Source organism: Anabaenopsis sp. FSS-46 (genome assembly GCF_029891665.1).
In the GTDB taxonomy this organism is placed as follows: Bacteria; Cyanobacteriota; Cyanobacteriia; order Cyanobacteriales; family Nostocaceae; genus Anabaenopsis; species Anabaenopsis arnoldii.
On the sequence record NZ_JANQDG010000066.1, the window covers coordinates 1 to 23758 of the forward strand.

The window sequence follows — 23758 nt, forward strand, 5'->3', positions numbered from 1 at the left end:
TCAATAAGAATAAGGTACATTTTGTCAAGAGTAGGGAAATTTTCAAGCGTTGAAACCGTTGCCACATAAATGTTTCAAGATTGTTAAGAAAAATGTGGGTAATGAATAGCCTTACAAGGGGAGGGTTAGGGAGGGGTCAAATAATATTCGATACACTAATCATGACTTGACAAACATCCCCTTAGACATACTGCCCAAGGGCGTTTGGTGCGAGATTTAACGAAACTGGTGCTAAGACTCTCACATTTGTACAAAATTTACGATTTTCGCCCCTAGGGTTGTAAATTAGGGGTTATCCACTTGAGCTACTTCGCTTTTTATATGTGCGCTTTACCTGTTTCAAATAGTTTGGCATTTTCATGTCAAATTTATTTGGCAATTCGCTGATGTTACCCGTCTAGAAAACGATTGCTCATAGGTATCAAGTATTGTCAACATCGTTGGTCTCAATGGACTATATGACTGTATTGCCCGGCTTTTATAAGACTGGGGAATTACGCTAATTAGTTAAAATTATAATCTGTCAGTTGTTATGTGGTTATGCTTAAAAGGTTGCAATGACGGGCAAATTCCTGTTATCCCTGTTTTGAGGAGTTACTTACACCAGAAGTTCGGATGATTAAGTATCACTTGATAAAAGTAAACTGGCTTGTGTTTGAGGAATAAAATTTTATGAAAGCCATGATTCTTGCTGCGGGTAAGGGTACTCGTGTACGTCCCATTACCTATACAATTCCCAAACCGATGATTCCCATCCTGCAAAAGCCAGTGATGGAATTCCTACTGGAACTTTTGCGCCAACATGGATTTGACCAGATTATGGTCAATGTTAGTCATTTGGCAGAGGAAATTGAAAACTATTTTCGTGACGGTCAACGGTTTGGGGTAGAAATCGCTTATTCTTTTGAAGGCAAAATTGATGATGACGGCAAACTGGTGGGAGAAGCTGTTGGTTCAGCTGGGGGGATGCGGCGTATCCAGGACTTTTCACCTTTTTTTGATGATACCTTTGTGGTGTTGTGTGGTGATGCTCTGATTGACCTAGATTTGTCTGCGGCTGTGAAGTGGCATAAATCCAAAGAGTCAATTGCTACAATCATCACGAAATCTGTGCCCATGGAAGAGGTTTCTAGTTACGGTGTGGTGGTCACTGACGATGATAGTCGTGTTAAAGCTTTCCAAGAAAAACCCTTGCAAGAGGAAGCTCTGAGCACCAACATTAACACTGGGATTTATATTTTTGAGCCAGAGGTGTTTAATTACATACCTTCTGGGGTGGAATATGATATTGGTAGCCAGTTATTTCCCAACTTAGTAGAAGTTGGTGCGCCTTTCTACGCTATTGCCATGGACTTTGAATGGGTAGATATTGGTAAAGTACCAGATTACTGGCGGGCAATTAATGGTGTACTGTTAGGTGATATTAAAAATGTGCAAATTCCAGGTAATCAAGTCGCTCCTGGTATTTACACTGGTTTAAATGTGGCGGTGAATTGGGACAAGGTGGATATTACTGGACCAGTTTACATTGGTGGTATGACCAGGATAGAAGACGGTGCTAAAATTGTCGGACCGGCTATGATTGGGCCTAATTGCTGGATATGCAATGGTGCAACGGTAGAGAACAGTGTAATTTTTGAATGGTCGCGATTGGGTCCGGGAGTCAGACTGGTTGATAAGTTAGTGTTTGGACGTTACTGTGTAGATAAAACGGGAAATGCAATAGATGTTCAAGCTGCTGCTTTAGATTGGCTAATTACGGATGCTCGTCAAACACCACCATCGGAAACACCTTTTGAACGCCAAGCGATTGAGGATTTACTGGGGACTAATGCAAGTTAGAGGCTAGGGGCTGGGGGTTGGGGGTTGGTGATTAGAAAGTTACCATCCTTTCCCCCTGTCCCTCTGGTTTTTACTCCCTAGCTATTCAGATACGTGTATCTTCCTAGACTTTGTTCGTAGGTTTGTAGCAGTCGTTGAGATTCAGCTAGGGTAATGTGCTTTTCTTCTAACGCTTTTTCACAACGCTGGCGAATATTTTCTACCATATCTTCAGAGTCATACTGCACATAGCTGACCACTTCGCTCATGGTGTCACCTTTGACAACGTGTTGAATTTGGTAACCTTTGGGTGTCAATTGGATATGAACGGCATTGGTGTCTCCAAATAAGTTGTGTAGATTACCCATGATTTCTTGATATGCTCCGTTGAGGAACATCCCTAGATAGTAGGGGTTTTCGGGCTTAAAGGTATGCAGTTCTAATACTGATTTGACGTCGCGTAGGTCAATAAAGCGGTCTATTTTGCCATCACTGTCACAGGTAAGGTCTGCCAAAATTCCTCTTTGGATGGGTTCTTCGTCTAGGCGGTGTATTGGCATGATGGGGAATAGTTGGTCTATTGCCCAACAATCAGGTGCTGATTGAAATACTGAAAGATTAATGTAGTAAATGGAAGCCATTATTTTTTCTAGGTCTTCCAATTCATCGGGTACGTATTCCTGCTGTCTAGTAATGTTCAGAATTTTTTGACAGCAAGCCCAGTAAAGTCGCTCGGCTTTGGCTCGTTCTTGGAGGCGCAAAATTCCTAAGTTGAAACGGCTGATGGCTTCTTCTTTAAATTGGGTGGCATCGTGGTAAAATTCTTGATAATTCTCTTGGTTGATCGATTGGTAGGTTTCCCACAAGTATTTGATTACGGGTGATTCCTCTTCCTCGGGTGGTTCTGGTAATTCTAGCGGTACATCGCTAGTACTCAGAACATCAAAAATTAGTACTGACTGGTGGGATGCGATCGCTCGCCCACTTTCGCTAATCAGTGTTGGTACGGGTATCTGGTGTTCGCCACAAGTATCTTTTAACTCTGCTACAATATCATTAGCATAGTTTTGCATATTGTAGTTTTTCGAGGCGTAGAAGTTGGTTTGGGAACCGTCGTAATCTACACCCAATCCGCCCCCAACATCTAGGTATTTCATGTCCGCCCCTAACATGGCTAACTCTACGTAAATACGGCTAGCTTCTTGGATGGCATCTTTGATGACATTAATGGCTGAAATTTGTGAGCCAATGTGAAAGTGCATTAACTGTAAACAATCCAGCAAATTAGCTGCACGTAGTTTGTTAACAGCTGCTACAATTTCAGGAATTGTTAAACCGAACTTAGCGCGATCGCCGGTGGAAGTTCCCCAGCGTCCCATCCCTTGGGTACTCAGTTTGGCACGCACGCCCACAATTGGTTTAATCCCTAATTGTCGGTGAGCAGTAATCACCAAATCAACTTCTTCCACCTGTTCTAAGACAATAATGGAAGTCTGACCTAGTCGTTGGGCTAACATGGCCGTTTCGATATATTCTCTGTCCTTATACCCGTTGCAAATGAGCAATGATCCTGGTGTATCCAACAAGGCTAGGGCAATCATCAATTCGGGCTTAGAACCGGCTTCTAAGCCAAATTGATGCGGTTTGCCAAACTTGACCAAATCTTCAATTAAATGGCGTTCTTGGTTACACTTGACCGGAAACACCCCCCTATACACCCCTGGGTAGTTATAGCGGGCGATCGCCTTGTTAAAACAAGCATTTAAGCGCTCGATGCGGTCTTCCAAAATATCTGAGAAGCGAATTAACATCGGTAGTCCCAAGTTACGCTGCTTCAAGGCGTTAACTAATTCAAACAAATCTAAAGAACCGCCGCGATCGCCCTTAGGAGAAACTGTAATATGACCAGCGGCATTAATAGAAAAATACGGTTCTCCCCAACCCTGTATACGGTATAGTGCTTCACTATCCTCAATTTTCCAGGAATGAGCTAAATTTCCAGGTGGTAGAAGCTTTTTTGGTTTTTGACCTTTAAGCTCTGATTTGTGTCCATGAGAAGGCATGACCACCTCTTGAGATGTAGCAGTTAACTCAGCACCCATTTTCCGTGACCTCTGTATTTCACCCACGAATTAACAATTTAGCGCATTACATTGGCAACAGATATGCACTCACAGATAATTTCTGAGATACACTCTGATTGGTCAGTAGTCATGGGTAATTAGTCATCGATGAAATCTTGATGACTGAATATAACACCCCTGGCAAATGATTAATATCATGTATTCAGTTTTGGGAGATAGCTTTGGAACGCACATTTTTAGCAATTAAACCTGATGGTGTACAGCGTGGACTGGTGGCGGAAATCATCGGTCGCTTTGAAACTAAAGGTTTTACCCTTGTGGGTTTAAAATTTATGAACGTTAGCCGGGAATTGGCAGAACAGCATTATGACGTTCACCGGGAACGTCCATTTTTCGCCAGTTTGGTCGAATTTATCACTTCTGGACCGGTTGTAGCTATGGTTTGGGAAGGTCAAGGCGTTGTTTCGTCGGCCAGAAAAATTATTGGTGCAACCAACCCCCTAACAGCAGAACCTGGGACAATTCGGGGAGATTTTGGTGTTAACATTGGCCGCAATCTTATCCACGGTTCTGATGCCTTAGAGACCGCACAAAGAGAAATAGCCTTGTGGTTTAAAGATGAAGAACTAGTCAGTTGGCAACCACATTTAACACCTTGGTTAAAAGAGTAAATTAGAGACTAGGAAATGAGAAGAGGTAGGGGGGGAGAATTTAGGATATTAACAAAATCTTTCTCCCCCATCTTCCTCATTGGGATATTTCACTTTTTTCTGGTTCTATTTCCGGAACTGAAATCACATTCCGCTCAGAAAATCCCCAGGCTAAAATGATGGCGATCGCAGAAATCACTAACCATTCTGGTGGGACTAAGTTATCATTTACAACTCTCAACAACAGGCGAAAACCCACAAAAGCCACGGTAATATAGCCTGCATCTTCGAGATTTTTAAATTCATCTAACCACCGGATAAACAATCCCGCCATGAATCTTAATGTAATAATTCCAATGGTCGCACCCGTCAGCACTAGCCACTTTTCTTGAGAAACTGCGATCGCAGTTGTGACACTATCTAAAGAAAATGCTAAATCTGTGAATGCAATTATCGGTATCGCTTGTAACAACGATTTAAAACGTGGTTCGTGATGATGGTCGTCTTTTTCTTCTTCTGAGGTAAAGTGTTGGAAGACCAACCACAGTAGATAGGCAGCGCCTAATAATTCAAATTGCCAGTATTTCTGTACCCAAGTAGCAGTGAGAATTAAGCTGATTCTGAGGACGTAGGCAACAATTAAACCAAAATTGAGGGCTTTGCGTTCTAGTTCCTTGTCTTCTAGTCCTTGGGCGATCGCCGCCAGGGCGATGGCGTTGTCAGCAGATAGTACCGCCTCTAAAAACACCAGTATGAGCAGAACTATGGGAGCTTCAACGCTGAAATTAAAGTGAAGATAATCAAAAATTTGGTCTAGCATTCCGGGTTTTTCAAGCTGGGAGGATTGAAATTATCTCAACAGAGCAACACAGTGCTACTCTTATCCAGCTTAACGTGTTGCTGCTACATTAGCATGGTACGGTTATCCGGGCGATCGCTTTACCTATAGGCTTAATTAAGCATTATCGAAAAAATGGGTTTACAACCCCGTTGTTCTACAACGGCTTTTCTTGATTCTTGGAAAAAAACTTGCCTAAAAAACCACAAAAAGCTAAAATGCAATAGTCGGCATAGAGCATTGGCACGACTTTAAATTGACAGGGACTGACTATAAGACTGCTTCGGCAGCGAGTTACTGTGAACTGTCATGAATCACCGAGCTTCAAGCTCGGTGAGTATGTCAAATACTCATCCTATTTGAGTTGAGAAATTATCGCTGGTTTAGCTATTTACTGACCAATACTGACCAATTTTTCCAACAGACTACCTGCCAAGTTTAATAAATCTTCATGATTGTGGTCAAGGTTATTCTCCTCACCCTCTAACAGATTTCTCACTAGAGATAACCGGTCATCTACCGCTGCGATTCTCAAACATACTTCCAGATTGACTGCTAAATCAAACAGAGAACGCTCACCTAACTGTTTTCTGGTTCTGCTAGCTACACTATCATCACTGACTAAAAACTCTTTAATTGCGTCTAATAATTTATTGGCTAAAATTTCATCATTTCCCCAACTTTCCAACCAATCACTTTGTGCATCTTCAACATAAAAATTCACAAAATCTACCCCATAAGTTAACCAGTCGTGCTGCATTTTCCTCGCGGTTGTCAAAGCTTGAGCAAATTCTTCCACAGTAGTTTCGTAGCTTTGAGTTTCTTGTTTGTGAGCCATAGAAGCTGTAATAAGATGAGTAGGTAGGGGACGAACACAAACCTAGAATTATTGAATTTTTGACAGGTTCAATCAAATTTTAAATACTTGCCACTAGAAAGATAGTCACTGTTGTACAGTGCTATGTTGACTAACTGCTTAATGAAATCGGCCTGTTTCGGATTGTAACTTAAAAATATTCCTCTTTCTATCTGCCAGGAGTGCAGTGTATTTTGCCAGAAATGGTACTTTTGATTGTTAAACTCTTCTGACACACTGGTAATTTGAATACACAGTGGTTTGTGCTGACGACTACTAACAATCAAATCTGTGGCCATAGACAGGTCGGCAATATAACGCTTCCAAACAGCACCTTCACGCTGGACAATATCTTGGGCTATAGCTTTAATGATATCATCATCTTCCTGATTAAATTCACCTGCCATGAGTTTTTGTTTCCAAATGTAAAATTTGGAGTCATTGGCATTGATCCATTTGGGAAAAAGATAGCTATACCAATAGCGCTCATTAGGTGTCATCAGATCGAACTTAGCTTTTTGTTCCTCTTCCGAAGGTGATGATTTAATCATCAGCCAAATCCTAGAATCTGTAATTACTTCTAGGAGAAAAGCCAGAACAAATGGTTTGGCGGTCAGGGTTCCTGGTTTAATATCTTTTACCCAGCGGTTAATTTCATCTAATTTTTTCGACAAGTTAGGGTCTATCGAGGAGGCTTGCTCGATAAGGGATTTTAACTGCTCCTTAATCTCCTGTGCTTGCAAACGATACCCTACTTTCAATCACTAATGCCCTCGCTGAACAATCGATAAATAACTGAAGTTAACAAAACAACAAATATACATTGTATATTCTATTCTATTGTGGATATGAAAACAATTGTGACGTTAGCAGTATCTAAACTTTCTCTGAGCATAGGTATTTTTTAAGATTTGTGTTGATCTGTTTACATTTGTAATTTTTAAATTTTGTTTGTACTTCACTCCGGGAGAGTAGAAGTGCTTTTAGTGAAAATATTGTATCACTTCAGCAAAATCAAAGCAATTTTTGATAAATTCCAGTACACAATAGTTTTTAGTCATAAATCTACTACCGAGAAAAAATTTAAATTATGTCTGAGCCAACCATAGAATCAATCCTGCAAGAGAAGCGCTCATTCTCTCCGGCCAAGGAATTTGCTCAGAACGCCCATATCAAAAGTTTGGCAGACTATCAGCAGCTGTATGCTCAAGCCCAAGCTGACCCACAAGAATTTTGGGGAGAACTAGCAGCCACACAGCTGCACTGGTTCAAAGAATGGGATAGAGTGTTGGATTGGCAGCCGCCTTTTGCGCAATGGTTTGTGGGTGGTAAAATCAACATCTCTTATAATTGTCTGGATAGACACTTGACCACCTGGCGGAAAAATAAGGCGGCGCTGATTTGGGAAGGGGAACCGGGGGATTCCCGGACTCTGACTTATGCTCAATTACATCGGGAAGTGTGCCAGTTTGCCAATGTCTTGAAACAATTAGGGGCGAAAAAAGGCGATCGCATTGGTATTTATATGCCGATGATTCCCGAAGCAGCGATCGCTATGTTAGCCTGTGCGAGAATTGGCGCACCCCACAGCGTGGTATTTGGTGGATTCAGTGCGGAGGCCTTGCGCGATCGCCTCAATGATGCACAAGCCAAAATAGTAATTACTGCTGATGGTGGTTGGCGTAAAGATACAGTTGTTCCCCTCAAAGTCCAGGTAGACAAAGCCCTAGCAGATGGTACTGTTCCCTCGGTGACAGATGTGTTAGTAGTTAAACGCACAGGTCAACAAATCCACATGGAACCAGGCCGCGACCATTGGTGGCATGATTTACAACAAGGTGTCAGTGCAGACTGTCCCCCCGAACCCATGGATAGTGAAGATATGCTCTTTGTTTTGTATACTTCTGGTAGCACTGGCAAACCAAAGGGTGTTGTTCATACAACTGGTGGTTATAATTTATATAGCCACATCACCACCAAATGGATATTTGACCTACAAGATACAGATATATACTGGTGTACTGCTGATGTGGGTTGGATTACCGGTCACAGCTACATAGTCTATGGTCCGCTTTCCAATGGTGCAACTACTTTAATGTATGAAGGTGCGCCTCGGGCTTCTAATCCTGGTTGTTTCTGGGATGTAATTGAGAAATATGGTGTGAACATTTTTTATACAGCACCTACGGCAATTCGGGCATTTATCAAGATGGGTGAACACCATCCCAAAACCCGCAATTTATCTTCTTTGCGGTTGTTAGGAACAGTGGGGGAACCCATTAACCCAGAAGCCTGGATGTGGTATCATAAAATCATTGGTGGTGAACGTTGCCCAATTGTGGATACTTGGTGGCAAACAGAAACCGGTGGTATTATGATTACACCCCTACCGGGTGCAATTCCCACTAAACCCGGTTCGGCAACTCTCCCCTTTCCTGGTATTATTGCAGATGTAGTGGATTTAGAAGGTAATACCGTACCCAAGAACGAAGGCGGTTATCTGGCGGTGCGTTATCCTTGGCCGGGAATGATGCGGACAGTCTACGGTGATCCAGAACGTTTTCGCCGCACTTATTGGGAACATATCCCCCCCAAAGATGGTAATTATATCTATTTTGCTGGTGATGGGGCTAGACAAGATGAAAACGGCTATTTCTGGGTTATGGGTCGTGTAGATGATGTCTTGAATGTATCGGGACACCGCCTAGGAACTATGGAAGTAGAATCGGCCTTAGTTTCTCATCCAGCAGTGGCCGAGGCCGCAGTAGTCGGTAAACCTGATGAACTCAAAGGTGAGGAAGTTGTGGCTTTTGTCACCTTAGAAGGGAGGTATCAGGGAAGTGAGGATTTGAGTAAAGAACTTAAACAGCACGTGGTTAAGGAAATTGGGGCGATCGCACGTCCGGGGGAAATTCGCTTTACCGACGCTTTACCTAAAACCCGCTCCGGTAAAATTATGCGGCGCTTGTTGCGCAGTCTCGCAGCTGGTCAGGAGGTTTCTGGTGATACTTCTACCTTAGAAGATCGCAGTGTTTTAGACAAGTTGCGGGAAGACGCTTAGACAGATTGGTGACTGGGGACTTTTGTCTCTAGCTGCATCATTGAGGGGGCGAAATGCTTGGGGGTGAGGTTCACTGTGTGACAATACTAGATTCTTCTCCCCTCAATGATGATTTATCAACTAAACCTTAAATTGTCGGGTGCGTTATAGCAACGCGTAACGCACCAATTAATTGCTGCGTTAGCGGTAATTCTTATTACCTCAAAACCTCAAATCCTTTCATAGCCGTAACACAGCCTACTTAATATTTACTTTATAAATAGGTTCTCAGCCATACTTTTTCATGTTTTATCTGGTAGGTTGTTTCCTGAGTATGGTTCTTTTTTGCTGATAAACTGCGACAATTAATTGTTTTAATAGTGGCAGCTTGTGGTAAAACCAAACAGAAGCTACAATACAAACTATTCCATCCACCATTAATGTATTGGGTGTGCCGATGCGATTAGCCAAGAAGCCTCCGAGTAGGTTTCCTAGGGGTAGCATTCCTAAAAATGACATTGTGTATAAACTCATTAATCTTCCGCGTTTATCATCCTCTACAATTGTCTGTAAAAATGTGTTACTGGCGGCAATTTGTAACATTGTTCCTAAGCCAACAAACAACATGATAAATAAGGAAAGTGGTAAATACCGAGATAATGAAAAAGCCATCAAACTGATTCCTAAAATTCCTGGTGCTAAGACAATTAATTTACCAATTAATAGTATATTTACCCTGGTAGCTAAATAAATACCACCTGCTGAAGCTCCTATTCCAGATGCTGTCATTAAAAGTCCCAATGTTTTAGCACTACCAGTGAGAATTTTTTCTGCAAAAATTGGCAGTAAAATTGTATATTGTAATCCCATTAAGCTAACTAAAGCTGATAGCCATAATATGCATCTAATTGCTGGGAATTTAAAAGCATAAACAAATACTTCTGCAACTTGTTGGAATGGATTACCAATTGTCACTACAATTTGTCTGGGTTTTATATCCATTGCCAATAATGCAATGATAACAGCAATATAGCTGAATCCATCAATTAAGAAACAATAAGCTGCACCAATCGTTGCTATCAGTAAACCTCCCAGAGCTGGGCCAATTAATTGTGCCCCATTAATTATAGTTGAATTTATGGCGATCGCGTTGGCTAAATGTTCTCTATGTTCCAGTAATTCTGGCGCAAATGCTTGTCGTGCTGGTGAATCGACTGAGTTGATTAATCCTTGAAACAAACTTAAGCCGATGATATGCCATAATTGAATAGTACCAGTTAATGCCAGCACTGCCAAGGCTAATGACTGAACCATGGAAAATATTTGTGTACCAATTAGGGTATGGTAACGCGAAAAACGATCTACAAAGACTCCACCAAAAGGCGCTAGAAAAAAGCTGGGAATTTGACTAGCGAATCCTACAACTCCTAACATAACTGGGGAGTTGGTTAAGTTATACACTAGCCAGATTGTAGCAATATGTGTCATCCATGATCCAATTAAGGAAATGCTTTGTCCGGCAAAAAACAGACGATAGTTCCGTGACATCAGCGCTGGTAGTAGTTGCTGCTCTTGGTTTCCATCTGTATTAGCCATGTAATAATTTCTATCTTAACAATTACTGACTTGACTTTTAATGATTATCTGTAAGTAATTGCAAGACAACTTCACCCATGGGGGGGATTTAGGGATTAAATTAGTCAATATTAAGGATATTTGTCAGGGAAAGTTGAAAATATTGTTATGAAACTTTACATATAAGGTATAATGCGTCTACAGGTGCTACGCATTCATCCGAGGGCTAAAAGCCGGTGGGCTTTGGTACTTTGATATTTGTAAGAGGCGATCGCTTAAAGAAACATATTCAGCTTTAAGCTATTAGTATCTGTTTTGTCAAACTTTGTCATCTGGGTGTACATTGCTAAATTATTTGATCACTTGCCAAGTTATTCTTGCATTCTAGCTAGGCAGTATTTTTAAGAGTGATGGCGCTGATACTCAGGGATTTTTTTAAAGCCAGCAGCTGGATTTGAACCTGCGACCTTCCGATTACAAGTCGGATGCACTACCGCTGTGCTATGCTGGCAAGGATGGGGATGTTTTTAACTTCCCAACCGATTACCTATTGTAGCATATATATTTAGATTGTCCATAGTCAAGAGCAAAAAAATTTCTTGATGTCGTTGCTCAGGAGATGAGTGGAGTGGGTGAGCACAGCGCCAGTAACGAGAAAAAATAGTCATTTGAATGACTGGTAAAGTTGATAAATTAATATACATAGCAAAAACTAATTCAAATACTGCGCTGGATGCAAAAATTTTTGGTACAGTTTTAAATCTGTACTTTTTTTTACCCAGCTAGGTAAAGGAACAGACATCAATTATTGTTCTTTACAAATCGGAAGCATGACAGCCTTGATAGGAAGAGATTTATTAAGCCTAGCGGACTTCAGTCCCCAGGAACTTCAAGAAATTCTGCAACTAGCAACCCAACTGAAATCACAAAAGTTGAAGTTGCATTGTAATCAGGTATTAGGTTTGTTATTCTCTAAAGCTTCAACTCGTACGCGAGTCAGTTTTACTGTAGCAATGTACCAACTGGGTGGACAGGTAATTGATCTGAACCCTAATGTCACTCAAGTGAGTCGCGGGGAACCTTTGCAGGATACTGCACGGGTATTAGATCGATATTTAGATATTTTGGCAATTCGCACCTTTGCACAGCAGGATTTGGAAACTTTCGCTAGTTATGCTAAAATTCCAGTGATTAACGCTCTCACGGATTCAGAACATCCCTGTCAGATACTAGCGGACTTACTGACAATTCAAGAATGTTTTGGTGAGGTTAATGGTTTAACTTTGACCTATGTAGGCGATGGCAACAACGTAGCTAATTCTCTCATGCTGGGTTGCGCTTTGGCTGGTATGAATGTGAGAGTTGCTACACCTAAAGGATATGAACCTGATTTGGGAATTGTAGAACAAGCAAGAGCCATTGCAGGGGGTAAAACCGAAGTTCTGATCACTCATGACCCGGAATTAGCCGCCAAGGAATCTGCTGTACTTTATACTGATGTTTGGGCAAGTATGGGGCAAGAAACAGAAGCAGATCAACGCTTGCCTATTTTTCAACCTTACCAAATTTCAGAACAGTTATTAAGTCTTGCTGACCCAGAGGCAATTGTTTTACACTGCTTACCAGCTCATCGTGGTGAGGAAATCACCGAAGCGGTTCTTGAAGGTTCTCAGTCTCGAGTGTGGGAACAAGCTGAAAATCGCTTACACGCCCAAAAAGCTTTGCTTGCTAGTATCTTAGGTGCAAAGTAAAAAATTATGTATGGGGCAAAAGTTAAGAGCATTATCTTTCTTTTGCCTTTCAAAAACTCTGAACTCACCAAGGAAACACCTTGTTATCTCAGATATTTTGTAGTACAAATGTTCTCAAGACATTTGTATTTACTTTCCCATAAATTTATGGTTATGGAACGTCTCACAGAAGCTCAACAAGAATTATATGACTGGTTAGTAGAATATATCCGAGTTCACCAGTATTCTCCTTCAATTCGGCAAATGATGGCAGCAATGAAGCTGAAATCACCAGCACCAATTCAAAGTCGTTTAGACCATTTACGTACCAAAGGATATCTGGATTGGAACGAGGGGAAGGCGCGGACGATTCGGATTTTGCATCCCGTGAAGCAGGGTATCCCTATTTTAGGTACAATTGCTGCTGGTGGTTTAATAGAACCTTTTACTGATGCTATAGATTATTTAGACTTTTCTCATCTTACTTTACCCCCCCAGACCTACGGTTTACGGGTCGCTGGTGATAGTATGATTGAGGATTTAATTGCTGATGGGGATTTAGTATTTCTGCATCCAGTATTAGAACCAGATCAGTTAAAAAATGGTATCATCGTCGCTGCTAGAGTTGATGGATACGGCACTACTTTAAAGCGTTTTTATCGCCGGGATGATCTGGTTACCCTCAAACCTGCTAATCCTAAGTATCAACCTATTGAGGTTCTCGCTACCCAAGTAGAAGTCCAGGGTTCACTGGTTGGGGTGTGGCGAGTTTATTAAGTGGGGACTGGGCGGTGGAGAAAAGATTCCCAATTACCAATGACCAATGACTAATGGCTAATTATCTAGTAGACCATCTACCTAGTTTCAGGCTGAAAGTTCCATCTGTTAGCGAAGCTAAGGGGAATTATCAAGCTGGTCAAACATCACCAGGATACCCTATCATGCCTGTATCTTTGCAATTACGGCAATATCAACGCCAGGCTATCACTAGTTGGTTTGCCAACAATGGCAGAGGTACGCTGAAAATGGCTACTGGTAGTGGGAAAACTATTACAGCATTAGCGATCGCCTATGAACTATACCAACAGATTGATTTACAAGTGTTGCTGGTGGTGTGTCCTTATCGTCATCTTGTCACTCAATGGGGGAGAGAATGTGAGAAGTTTAACTTACAGCCTATTTTAGCTTTCGAGAATTTACGCACTTGGCAAAGTCAACTGTCTACGCAACTGTATAATCTGCGTTCCGGTGCGGAAAAATTTATCACTGTGATTACTACCAACTCCACATTAATCAGTGATGGGTTGCAATCTCAACTCAAGTATTTTCCCCCAAAAACTTTAATTATTGGCGATGAAGCCCATAATTTAGGCGCGCCGAAGTTAGAAGAAAATTTACCCCGCCGCGTGGGGTTACGTCTGGCTTTATCTGCTACACCGGAAAGGTATTTTGACGATTATGGTACACAATCGTTATTTGATTACTTTGGACCGGTTCTTCAGCCAGAATTTACCTTGAAGGATGCGATCGACCAGGGAGCTTTGGTACATTATTTGTATTATCCCGTACTCGTCGAGTTAACTGACGCGGAAAGCGTAGCTTATTTAAAGCTGACAAAAAAGATCGGGCGATCGCTATTATATAGAGAACGGGAGAATGGCAAAGGGGAAAACTTGGAAGACCAAGAAGATTTAAAGCCATTATTAATGCAACGCGCCAGGTTAATTGGTGCAGCTTCAAATAAATTAACAGCTTTGCGAGAATTAATGACTACTCGCAGGGAAACTACTCACACTCTTTTTTATTGTAGCGATGGTTCCCAAGAAGCGGGACAGCGTTCATCCTTACATCAACTCAAAGCCGTTGCTAAAATTCTAGGTGTAGACCTAGGTTATAGAGTTAGCACTTACACTGCACACACTTCCTTAAAACAAAGAGAAGTTTTACGCCGTCAATTTGAAACTGGGGAGTTACAGGGTTTAGTCGCAATTCGTTGTTTAGATGAAGGCGTTGATATTCCCGCTATTCAAACCGCCGTGATTTTATCCAGTTCCGGAAATCCTCGTCAGTTTATTCAGCGTCGGGGGCGAGTTTTACGTCCTCACATTGGCAAAGAACGCGCCACTATATTCGATATGATTGTTTTACCACCTGATTTAGATCGGGAAACCATAGAAGTAGAACGCAATCTTTTAAAGAAAGAATTACGCCGCTTAGTAGAGTTTGCAGATTTAGCTGATAACGCCGGGGAAGCCAGAATGCAGTTACTGCATTTACAAAAGCGTTATGGTTTATTAGATATTTGACGACTTTTAGTCATGACTCAGGCGCTCCATATTTCTATGTTTCTTTTTACATCTACATACAAAACCAAAAAAATGTAAATTTTTTTATAAGTTGGGGAATAAATGGGGCGTAATATGGGAAAATTATCGTAAGGTTAATTATAATCGGGTGTGAGTACGAATAAAAATTTTAATAATACAGCATTATGATGAAAATATAACCTAATTTTAGCAGAAACAATTGTGAAAATCAACCTTTTCCCGCGACTTGAGATATTTCATAAATTGTGCCTTCTTGCCGGGGGATATTCTGCGGTTTCCTTTTCCCCATGCCAGACAAACAATACACCAAATGTAATATAAAAAATATCTTGGCAGCTACGGATACATCTCACCTACTTAAAATTAGTTGTATATTGTAAATTTTTTTTATAAGTTGGGGAATAAATGGGGCGTAATATGGGAAAATTATCATAAGGTTAATTATAATCGGGTGTAAGTTCAAATAAAAATTTTAATAATGCCCAATTATGATAATAATCTAACCTAATTCTAGCAGAAACAATTGTGAAAATCAACCTTTTTCCGCCATCAATTCGCAATACAACAAAAAGATAAATATAATCAGGTAGATAGAATATAAAAAACCTATTGAAAACCTCAAATGCGTTCAGAGTCAAATATCGAGGATGTGCAGGAACCAATTACCAGCGCACCGCCAGAAGTGCGACAAATTATTGAGCGAGTATGGAAGTTAGAAAAAGGGAGACTAGATAAGAAAAGCAATAGCCATATAAATGAAGAGATACTGGATATTGTCAAGGAAGAGGTGCGATGAAGCTGACTTCAATTAAACTGTGCAACTTTCGCTCCTTTTATGGCACAACACCAGAAATACTGCTTGCAGTAGGAGATAATCGTAACACCACAATTATTCATGGAAATAATGGTTCTGGAAAGACGAGTCTACTCAATGCATTTACTTGGGTTTTATATGAAAAATTTACTGCTGCTTTTGCTTCCACAGAACAACTAGTTAATAAACGCTCAATAGCCGAAGCTCAAAAAGGTCAAGCTGTGGAATGTTGGGTAGAATTGGCCTGGGAACATGAAGGTAAACGCTATCGAGTTAAACGTTCCTGTCGAGTTTATAAACATGATATTGACTTTGAAGCGAGTAAAACTGAGTTACGGATGTGGGTATGTGAGGATGATGGTCAATGGTATATCCCAAACCAACACCCCGATAATATCATTAATCAGATTTTACCTGCAAGTTTACATCAGTATTTTTTCTTTGACGGTGAACGCATAGAAGAAATAGTGCGATGTGATAAAAAAGCCGAAATTGCCGAAGCGACTAAAATTTTCTTGGGGGTGGAGGTGATTAACCGTTCCATTAGACACCTAGGAGAAGCTAAAAAAAGTTTGGAAAATGAACTAAAAGCGATTGGTAATGCAGAAACGAAACAGCTACTCAGACAGCAAGAGAAGATAGAACAAGAGAGTGAACGCATCACCAACAGACAAACAGAAATTAAAAAAGAATTAGAATATCAACACACTTTGAAGAAAGAGACAAGTAACCGCTTGCTAGAACTTGTTGCTGCTAAAGAATTGCAAGACAGATGGAAAAGTTTAGAATTACAGAAAGCAGAAAACCAGGAAGCATTTAAGAAAAATAAAGAAACCCTGAAAAAGCTCATTTCAGCAAGGGGCTATACAGTCATGCTTTCGGATACTACATCTCAATTTCGGAAAATTATTGATGATTTAAAGCAGCGAGGTGAGTTAAAGTCGGGTATTTCGCGGGAATTTGTCAATGACTTATTAAAATCTAAACGCTGTATTTGTGGTGCTGACTTAAGCATTGGTACTGCTCATCATAAACATATTCAAAGTTGGTTAATTAAAGCAGGTTCTTCAGTAGTAGAAGAAACAGCAATTCGTATGGCTGTTAAAGTAGATGAAATCGATAAACAAGCAGCGGCTTTTTGGGAAGAAGTTGATAAACAACAAGCCAGGATTAAACAGTTAAGGGACAAAATATCTCAAGTGGAGAATGAGTTAGATAATATTCAAGATAAACTCAGAAAAGATACTAATGAGGAAATTAGCAGTTTACAAAAACGTTTAGACGAAATTGATAGTAACATTGATGAATTAAACAGAGAACATGGGGGAAATCAGCAGCAAATTATCCAATTAAAAACAGAAATTGATGCTTTAGCTAAACAAATATCTAAACAGCAACTCAATGAAGGGAAACAAATATTAGCACAGCGCCGCATTCATGCTACTCAAGATGCTATTGAACGCTTAACAGAAGTTAAAAATCGGCAAGAAAAACAATTTCGTCTGCAACTAGAAAAGCGAGTACAAGAGATATTCAATCTGCTTTCAGTCAAACCATATACTCCCAAAATTAGCGAAAAATATGAATTGACTTTAGTAGAATATACTGCGGGTATAGAAGCACCAGTTGCATCTTCCACAGGGGAAAACCAAATTCTCAGTTTATCTTTTATTACTAGTATCATGGATAAGGTGAGGGAATGGAGTCAAAAGCGCAAAATGATGATGCTTCCTGATAGTAGTACTTTTCCCATAGTCATGGATTCGCCCTTTGGTAGTTTGGATGAAACCTCACGTAGACGTATAGCAGCGAAAATTCCTGAATTAGCTAATCAGTTAATTGTGTTAGTAACTAAGACTCAATGGCGGGGTGAGGTGGAAGAGGAAATGACGGAGATGATTGGGAGAGAATATGTGCTGAATTATTATTCTTCTAAACCAGATTGTGAGCAAGATTATATTCAGTTAGGTAAAGAAAGATATTCTTTAATCAGGCAAAGTCCCAATGATTTTGAGTATACCGAAATTATGGAAGTAGTTCGTAATTAACTGTGGTGTGAATGATGCAGGATAAGACAAAAAAGGCGATCGCAAGCTGTTTTAGTATAAAATAGTGATTTTAAGGATAATGGTTGAAACTGGTAGAATCAGGGTTGCTAAAGATAAGGCTCAGTTAGTTAAGGATTTAACATCTTCAGAGGGCGGAACAGGACCGTTTTCCACTTTCGCTGATGTCATCGTATTTGCAGCAGCTTTGGGTGCAAAGCATAAAAAGCGTGTCCCTTTGGGGGAAATTGCCAAAAGGGAACCATCACCTATTAGGTTAGAATATTTTGCTTCAGTGGGAACTGACATAGTGATTAAATTATTGGCAGTAACTGAAACTCAGCATATTAAAGTATTATCTCCCGATGAAGAAGAATATGATAAGCAACGTAACCATATTTTTGAAGAATATGCTAATGGGGGACTGGAGATATTAGAACAAGAGTTAAGGGGAGCAGTGGATTATTCAGAGCGCATTTTATTATTTTTAACTTATGAAAGAACCAATTACGGGGAAGAAGAAGAGGAATTTGATTTAAGCAAATTTCTTTTTTGATGACCATAACCTTCCTAACTCTGCTACTTATAAAATAATTGGTAGTCCTACTTGCTTAGGTTCAACCAACTGACCATCAAAGCCTATGGTTTTATTTTCCACAGTTCTCGCATCAGCCAAAGCCCTGCGCAGTTCAGCTCGTTCCATCTGCTCCTGAACTCCACCCAAAATATAAATGAGTAACTTGGCTGCTAATTCCCGTCCAGAAACCTGCACCCGCTTTTTATTGGGGTCATACAAAACACCATACCATAACGATTGTGGATACTCCATACCACTCAAGCCGCCTTGTCGGTCGAATTTCCGCAGCTTTTTAAAGATCTCCTCCAGTGAGAAACCCTTTTGAAAAACCAAAATTCCCAAAGCTTGAGCTAAAGCCACTTGAGCTACAGGACGGAAAAGCATATTCCCGTCACCTCCATCCTTTTCAAAACTAAAGCGTCGCAAAGTGGGGGTGTCTTCTTCATCCAGCAGCTTATAACTGGGAAGGGTTGCTAAATAATCAAATAGCTGGCGGAATTCCTCAATTCCCTGCTCAAGTTCGTCATCCTCTGGTCGCATAGGAATTAAGCCTTTTTCCGCAGGTTTCCAGTGAGGGAACTTTTGCCCCAAATATCGCTCACACATATCATGGAGAGCTTGCAGGGTGGTTAAAACAGTAGAATTAGATGCCACTGTCCCACTATTCCAATTAACGCGAGGATTGCGATCTTGCCGTTGTTCGAGAAGCGGATGAGTAACAGCGATTTTTCTGGACACAATGGAAAAACCATCATCCTCATTTAGCTGTGCTAATTGACCTTTAGTTAAAGGTGCAGCCATCAAGTTAACATGAACAAAAATCGATCTCACTCTGCGCCGCGCCTGGGTGCGAGTTTCCCCAGACGCAACTGCACAGATGAACTCAATGCCAATTTTTTCTTTGGGTAAACTTTGTAACTCGTCAAGGTCTACTTGGTACTTTTCTATCAAATCACTGACTGTGATCGAATTATCATCAGCAGTTTTATCCTTCTTATAGCGCTGAAGTTTGCTGGTTTTGATTAACTCCATCAAACCCTGCACACCCATCAGGCGGTGTTGACCATCTAAAGCATAAATAGTCACATCATCCTCAGAAATATTCAGCAGACCCACCTTACCGTCTTGATCCAAAGGGGTAAAATCAGTGGTAGATTTTAAAGCTATTCCCTGACTATCCCACTCAGGAGCTTTGGGATTATCCACCCAGGGTTGATTAATCACCACGAGAACAGGTGGGAATTTGTGACTTTTCCGCGCTGCTAAGTACTGTACTAGGGGCGCTTGTCGTGACCAGTCAAGGGGACGTTGCTGAATTTCGTCAATGCTGTCTGCGTCAACTACATTACCAGTTTGTGGATTGTACTTTTTCTGAAGTAAGGGTAAACCAGAGGCGAAGTGAACGCGACCCGCAAACCATTCTAGGGTGACAGAACCAACATAAGCCTCAGTACCACCCATCTCAGTTTTCTGGACGAAAATATGGTCTTTTTTGGCTAAGAAATTTTGGAGTAGTAAGGATAGTACCTGTTTTTCCTTATGTTCTCTTTCCAGGTATTCCTGAGCGATGTCAGAGTGGGTCATGTTAAATTTTCAAAACTAAATAGTGTAGGATAGTAGAATTATCTGCAAAATTGGGTATTAGTAGTAAGGTTTTTAAAAATTTTTCGTACCTATATTAAGTATTAAGTAAATTTTTTTGTATGTTAGCCATTTCCATTCACACGGGTGGAAATAGTCACGCCGATATTTTCAGAGGTAGAAAGACCATGAGTACAGCACAACAACCAGAAAATAAAGGTCAGCAATCGCCTACTGTAGCAAATTTAGTGGCTGATATCCAAGCTTTGACCACTGAAATTCAAGAATTGTATTGTTTAGATGATGTACCTTGGGTAGTGGGATATTCAGGTGGTAAAGACAGTACAGCAACTTTACAACTGGTATGGAATGCGATCGCTGGACTACCACCGGAAAAAATCCACAAAAAAATTTACGTAATTACTACAGATACACTGGTAGAAAATCCTATCGTAGCTGCGTGGGTACGTAATTCGCTCAAACAGATGAAAACTGAAGCCCAAAGGCAAAAATTACCATTTGAAACCCATTTATTACAGCCAGAACCTAAGCAAACTTTTTGGGTTGGTTTGATTGGTAAAGGGTACCCAGCGCCAAGAGGTAAATTTCGCTGGTGTACAGAACGTCTCAAAATAAATCCCTCCAATCGCTTTATTCGTGATGTCATCCGTACGAAAGGGGAGGCCATTGTTGTACTAGGTACTCGCAAAGCTGAAAGCAGAGCGCGTGCTAATAGAATGAAAAAATGGGAAGCTAAACGGGTACGTGCTCACCTCAGTCCTAACATGAACTTGCCAAACTCTCTAGTTTACAGTCCCATTGAGGACTGGCAAAATGATGAGGTTTGGATTTATCTGATGCAATGGGAAAACCCTTGGAATTATAGCAATAAAGATTTATTCGCCATTTATAGAGGTGCATCTGCTGATAATGAATGTCCTTTAGTAGTGGATACAACTACTCCCAGTTGTGGTAGCTCTCGTTTTGGTTGCTGGGTTTGTACATTAGTTAGTCAGGATAAATCACTGACAGCTATGATTCAAAATGATGAAGAAAAAGAGTGGATGCAACCTTTACTTGATTTCCGTAAAGAATTAGATATTGAAGAAAACCGCGATCGCAGAGACTTTCGCCGCAGAAGTGGGGATGTCCAACTATATGAACGTAACTTAGAAGGTGAAGTATCAGTTGAGCCTATTCCTGGACCATATATTAAAGAAGCGCGTGAAGATTGGCTCAGAAAGTTACTCACAGTTCAAAAACAACTCCGAGTTAGAGCACCAGAAAATATGCGTGATATTACTTTAATTACCCCTGAAGAACTGAGTGAAATTCGCCGCATCTGGCTAGAAGAAAGACATGAGTTTGATGACACCTTACCGCGCATTTATCAAGAGGTGACTGGTGAGGTATTCCAAGACCCCCGTCCCGGTGCTGGGTATAGTTTACTCGGTAGTGATGAATGGGTGGTACTAGAAGAAATCTGTGGTGATGATGCTATGCATTTGGAGCTAATGGCGAAGTTATTGGACACAGAACGCCAGTATCGTAAAAAGGGACGACGGGTAGGAATATATGACACCCTAGAAAAATGTTTTGCTACCAGTTCCCGCTCCCCTGAAGAAGCAATTAAAAACGCCCATTTGAAACGTGATTTAAAAACAGCCGTTGACGCAGGTGATATAGAAAGGGTTAAGCAGCTGACTTTAGGTAATGCTATGGATGAACCCAATAAATCGCCATCTTGGGGAAGCATGAAATTTAAAAAGCAAGATATAACAGGGAATTAGTCAAAATCTGTTATTCCCCCATATTCTAGAAACCCACAAATCAATGATATTCCTTGAACTCGTATTACAAAACTTTGGTCCTTACTGTGGTCGTCAGGTAATCAATCTTAACCCAAAAATTGATGGAGAAAATGCTTGTCCCATTATCCTATTAGGGGGAATGAATGGCGGGGGAAAAACTACCCTGATGGATGCAATGCGCCTAGCATTATATGGTCATCGCGCCCAATGTTCCACCCGTGGTAACCTAAGTTATAACGACTTTCTCACCCAATGCGTTAATAGCCACACTCCACCACTGGAAGATACTCGCATTGAATTGGTTTTTGAACATATTGAAAATGATGAGCCAGTAAAATATAGAGTGGTGCGACGCTGGACAAAAGAACCTAAAGATGGTAAAGACCAACTAGGTATTTTAGATGCTCAAGAATGGCTGGATATTGCCTTAGTGAATATTTGGGATGAGTATATAGAAAATCTCTTACCATTAGGAATTTCTAACTTGTTTTTATTTGATGGTGAACAAGTCAAGGAACTGGCGGAGCAGGAAACACCTCCTCCCATTGTGGTTGATGCAATTCGTGGGCTTTTAGGTTTAGAACTAGCTGAACGATTATCAGTTGATTTAGATATTATAGTCAACCGCAAGCGTAAGGAAATCGCTGATACTCAAGACTTGGTGAATTTAGAAGAAATTGAGCAAAAACTGAAGGTACAACTACAGGAATATCATAAAATTGAGCGGCAATTCCAAGAATTTAATCAGACTTTATTGGAAGCGGAGACAAAGCAGCAAGAAGCTTTTGACAAATTCATTGCTGAAGGTGGTAAAATAGCAGGCGATCGCAGTCAGTTAGAAAAACAAAAATATGACATAAATAGCGCCGCGGAAAAGACACGTTTAGCCATGGGTGAATTAGCTGCGGATATCTTACCTTTAGGTTTAATTGAACCTTTACTCCAGGAAACTTATATTCAAGGAGAGAGAGAATTTCGCACTCAACAAGCTAAAGTAGCCTATGATTTACTCTTACAAAGAGATCAGCGTTTAATTGACTTGATTAATCAATTAAAAATTAGCAACAAGCAAGTTGAGAAAATCACAGAATTTATCTCAGCGGAAAATAATAAGATTCAGCAAGATACCATACAAGAATCCTGGCTATTAACTGACTCAGAAACCCTGAATCAATTAGATAATATTATTCATCATTATCTGTTGTATACGAAAAAAGTAACCCAAGATAAGTTAACAGACCTGCACTCCCAAGAAGAAGAAATTATCACCCTAGAAAGACAAATTCAAACCGCTGCATCTCCAGAAGACTATCAAAGATTAGTGGATAACTTACAACAAACACAAAAGGAAGTTGCACAAGCAAAAGCAACTTGTGAAATAACCAAAAGTCAATTAAATCAATTAGAAAGTGAGATTCGTAACACAAAAAAAAGCCTAGAACAATATACAGAAACTAATATTGACCGCAAACATAATGAACATATTATTAACGCAGCCGCTAAAGTTCAAGATACATTAAAACTGTTCCGTGAGAAATTAACTCTGAGAAAACTAAATAAACTAGAAATTGAAGTTACGGAATGCTTTCGCTACCTGCTACACAAATCAGATTTAGTGCATCGGGTCGCCATCGACACCAACACATTCAGCCTATCGCTGTATGATCTGAATGGTAAATCAGTATCCAAACAGAGACTTTCCGCGGGAGAAAAGCAACTACTAGCCATCGCGTTTCTCTGGGGATTAGCGCGAGTCTCAGGCCGTCGCTTACCCGTAGCCATAGACACACCCCTGGGTAGACTAGACTCATCCCACCGGGGAAACCTCCTAGAAAGGTATTTCCCCTCTGCTAGCCATCAAGTTATACTGTTATCAACAGATACAGAAATTGGTAAGCATGAAGTAGAAACACTGAGAAATAATCAAGCGATCGCCCGGGAATACCTCCTCAAGTATAACTCCTCTACCCGTCAAACTACAGTCATAGAAAATCAATATTTTTGGTAAA

17 protein-coding genes and 1 tRNA gene are annotated in these 23758 nt (G+C 40.6%); 11 read left to right on the forward strand and 7 right to left on the reverse strand.

Annotated features, from left to right (window positions below):
- Positions 1 to 672 precede the first annotated feature (672 nt).
- Positions 673 to 1842 (forward strand): NDP-sugar synthase, encoded by a 1170-nt coding sequence (locus tag NWP21_RS07180; protein ID WP_280792155.1) that lies wholly within the window; start codon positions 673 to 675, stop codon positions 1840 to 1842.
- 77 nt (positions 1843 to 1919) lie between these two features.
- Here NWP21_RS07180 and speA read toward each other — a convergent pair whose 3' ends face one another.
- A complete protein-coding gene (speA, locus tag NWP21_RS07185; protein ID WP_271730463.1) occupies positions 1920 to 3923 on the reverse strand; it encodes a biosynthetic arginine decarboxylase in 2004 nt (667 codons plus the stop codon).
- Between the two features lie 203 nt (positions 3924 to 4126).
- On the opposite strand from speA, the gene ndk reads away from it, so the two are divergent.
- The gene (gene ndk / locus NWP21_RS07190) at positions 4127 to 4576 is read left to right on the forward strand and encodes a nucleoside-diphosphate kinase (RefSeq protein WP_280792156.1); all 450 of its coding nucleotides are present in this window, start codon (positions 4127 to 4129) and stop codon (positions 4574 to 4576) included.
- Between the two features lie 76 nt (positions 4577 to 4652).
- On the opposite strand, the gene NWP21_RS07195 is transcribed toward ndk, so the two are convergent.
- The 3 genes from NWP21_RS07195 to NWP21_RS07205 form a co-directional block, all read right to left on the reverse strand.
- A complete protein-coding gene (locus tag NWP21_RS07195; protein ID WP_280792157.1) occupies positions 4653 to 5375 on the reverse strand; it encodes a DUF475 domain-containing protein in 723 nt (240 codons plus the stop codon).
- A gap of 409 nt (positions 5376 to 5784) precedes the next feature.
- The gene (locus NWP21_RS07200; RefSeq protein WP_280792158.1) at positions 5785 to 6231 is read right to left on the reverse strand and encodes a hypothetical protein; all 447 of its coding nucleotides are present in this window, start codon (positions 6229 to 6231) and stop codon (positions 5785 to 5787) included.
- A 68-nt stretch (positions 6232 to 6299) separates the two neighbouring features.
- A complete protein-coding gene (locus tag NWP21_RS07205) occupies positions 6300 to 6992 on the reverse strand; it encodes a hypothetical protein (protein ID WP_280792173.1) in 693 nt (230 codons plus the stop codon).
- 347 nt (positions 6993 to 7339) lie between these two features.
- Here NWP21_RS07205 and acs point away from each other — a divergent pair, with 347 nt between their 5' ends.
- Positions 7340 to 9310, forward strand: a complete 1971-nt coding sequence (acs, locus tag NWP21_RS07210) for an acetate--CoA ligase (protein ID WP_271730469.1) — start codon at positions 7340 to 7342, stop codon at positions 9308 to 9310.
- Between the two features lie 288 nt (positions 9311 to 9598).
- On the opposite strand, the gene NWP21_RS07215 is transcribed toward acs, so the two are convergent.
- Positions 9599 to 10885 carry an MFS transporter gene (locus NWP21_RS07215; RefSeq protein ID WP_280792159.1) on the reverse strand — a complete coding sequence of 429 codons (1287 nt, stop codon included), beginning with the start codon at positions 10883 to 10885 and terminating at the stop codon, positions 9599 to 9601.
- 418 nt (positions 10886 to 11303) lie between these two features.
- A tRNA-Thr gene (locus NWP21_RS07220) sits at positions 11304 to 11375 on the reverse strand.
- A 319-nt stretch (positions 11376 to 11694) separates the two neighbouring features.
- Here NWP21_RS07220 and argF point away from each other — a divergent pair.
- The 6 genes from argF (at position 11695) to NWP21_RS07250 (ending at position 18336) form a co-directional block, all read left to right on the forward strand.
- A complete protein-coding gene (gene argF / locus NWP21_RS07225; protein ID WP_271760153.1) occupies positions 11695 to 12615 on the forward strand; it encodes an ornithine carbamoyltransferase in 921 nt (306 codons plus the stop codon).
- 153 nt (positions 12616 to 12768) lie between these two features.
- Positions 12769 to 13371, forward strand: a complete 603-nt coding sequence (gene lexA / locus NWP21_RS07230; RefSeq protein ID WP_280792174.1) for a transcriptional repressor LexA — start codon at positions 12769 to 12771, stop codon at positions 13369 to 13371.
- 53 nt (positions 13372 to 13424) lie between these two features.
- A complete protein-coding gene (locus tag NWP21_RS07235) occupies positions 13425 to 14900 on the forward strand; it encodes a DNA phosphorothioation system restriction enzyme (protein ID WP_280792161.1) in 1476 nt (491 codons plus the stop codon).
- A gap of 643 nt (positions 14901 to 15543) precedes the next feature.
- Entirely contained in the window at positions 15544 to 15717 is a 174-nt protein-coding gene (locus NWP21_RS07240) for a hypothetical protein (protein WP_271733740.1), read from the forward strand.
- Complete coding sequence (locus tag NWP21_RS07245) at positions 15714 to 17783, forward strand: AAA family ATPase (RefSeq protein WP_280792162.1); 2070 nt, start codon at positions 15714 to 15716, stop codon at positions 17781 to 17783. Before NWP21_RS07240 ends, NWP21_RS07245 begins: the two co-directional genes overlap by 4 nt.
- A 79-nt stretch (positions 17784 to 17862) precedes the next feature.
- A complete protein-coding gene (locus NWP21_RS07250; RefSeq protein WP_280792163.1) occupies positions 17863 to 18336 on the forward strand; it encodes a DNA phosphorothioation-associated protein 4 in 474 nt (157 codons plus the stop codon).
- Between the two features lie 27 nt (positions 18337 to 18363).
- On the opposite strand, the gene NWP21_RS07255 is transcribed toward NWP21_RS07250, so the two are convergent.
- Positions 18364 to 19941 (reverse strand): DGQHR domain-containing protein, encoded by a 1578-nt coding sequence (locus tag NWP21_RS07255; protein ID WP_280792164.1) that lies wholly within the window; start codon positions 19939 to 19941, stop codon positions 18364 to 18366.
- Between the two features lie 185 nt (positions 19942 to 20126).
- Between NWP21_RS07255 and dndC the strand changes: the two genes are divergently transcribed.
- The gene (gene dndC, locus NWP21_RS07260; protein ID WP_280792165.1) at positions 20127 to 21728 is read left to right on the forward strand and encodes a DNA phosphorothioation system sulfurtransferase DndC; all 1602 of its coding nucleotides are present in this window, start codon (positions 20127 to 20129) and stop codon (positions 21726 to 21728) included.
- Positions 21729 to 21771: 43 nt separating this feature from the next.
- The gene (gene dndD, locus NWP21_RS07265; RefSeq protein ID WP_280792166.1) at positions 21772 to 23757 is read left to right on the forward strand and encodes a DNA sulfur modification protein DndD; all 1986 of its coding nucleotides are present in this window, start codon (positions 21772 to 21774) and stop codon (positions 23755 to 23757) included.
- Position 23758: the final 1 nt, after the last annotated feature.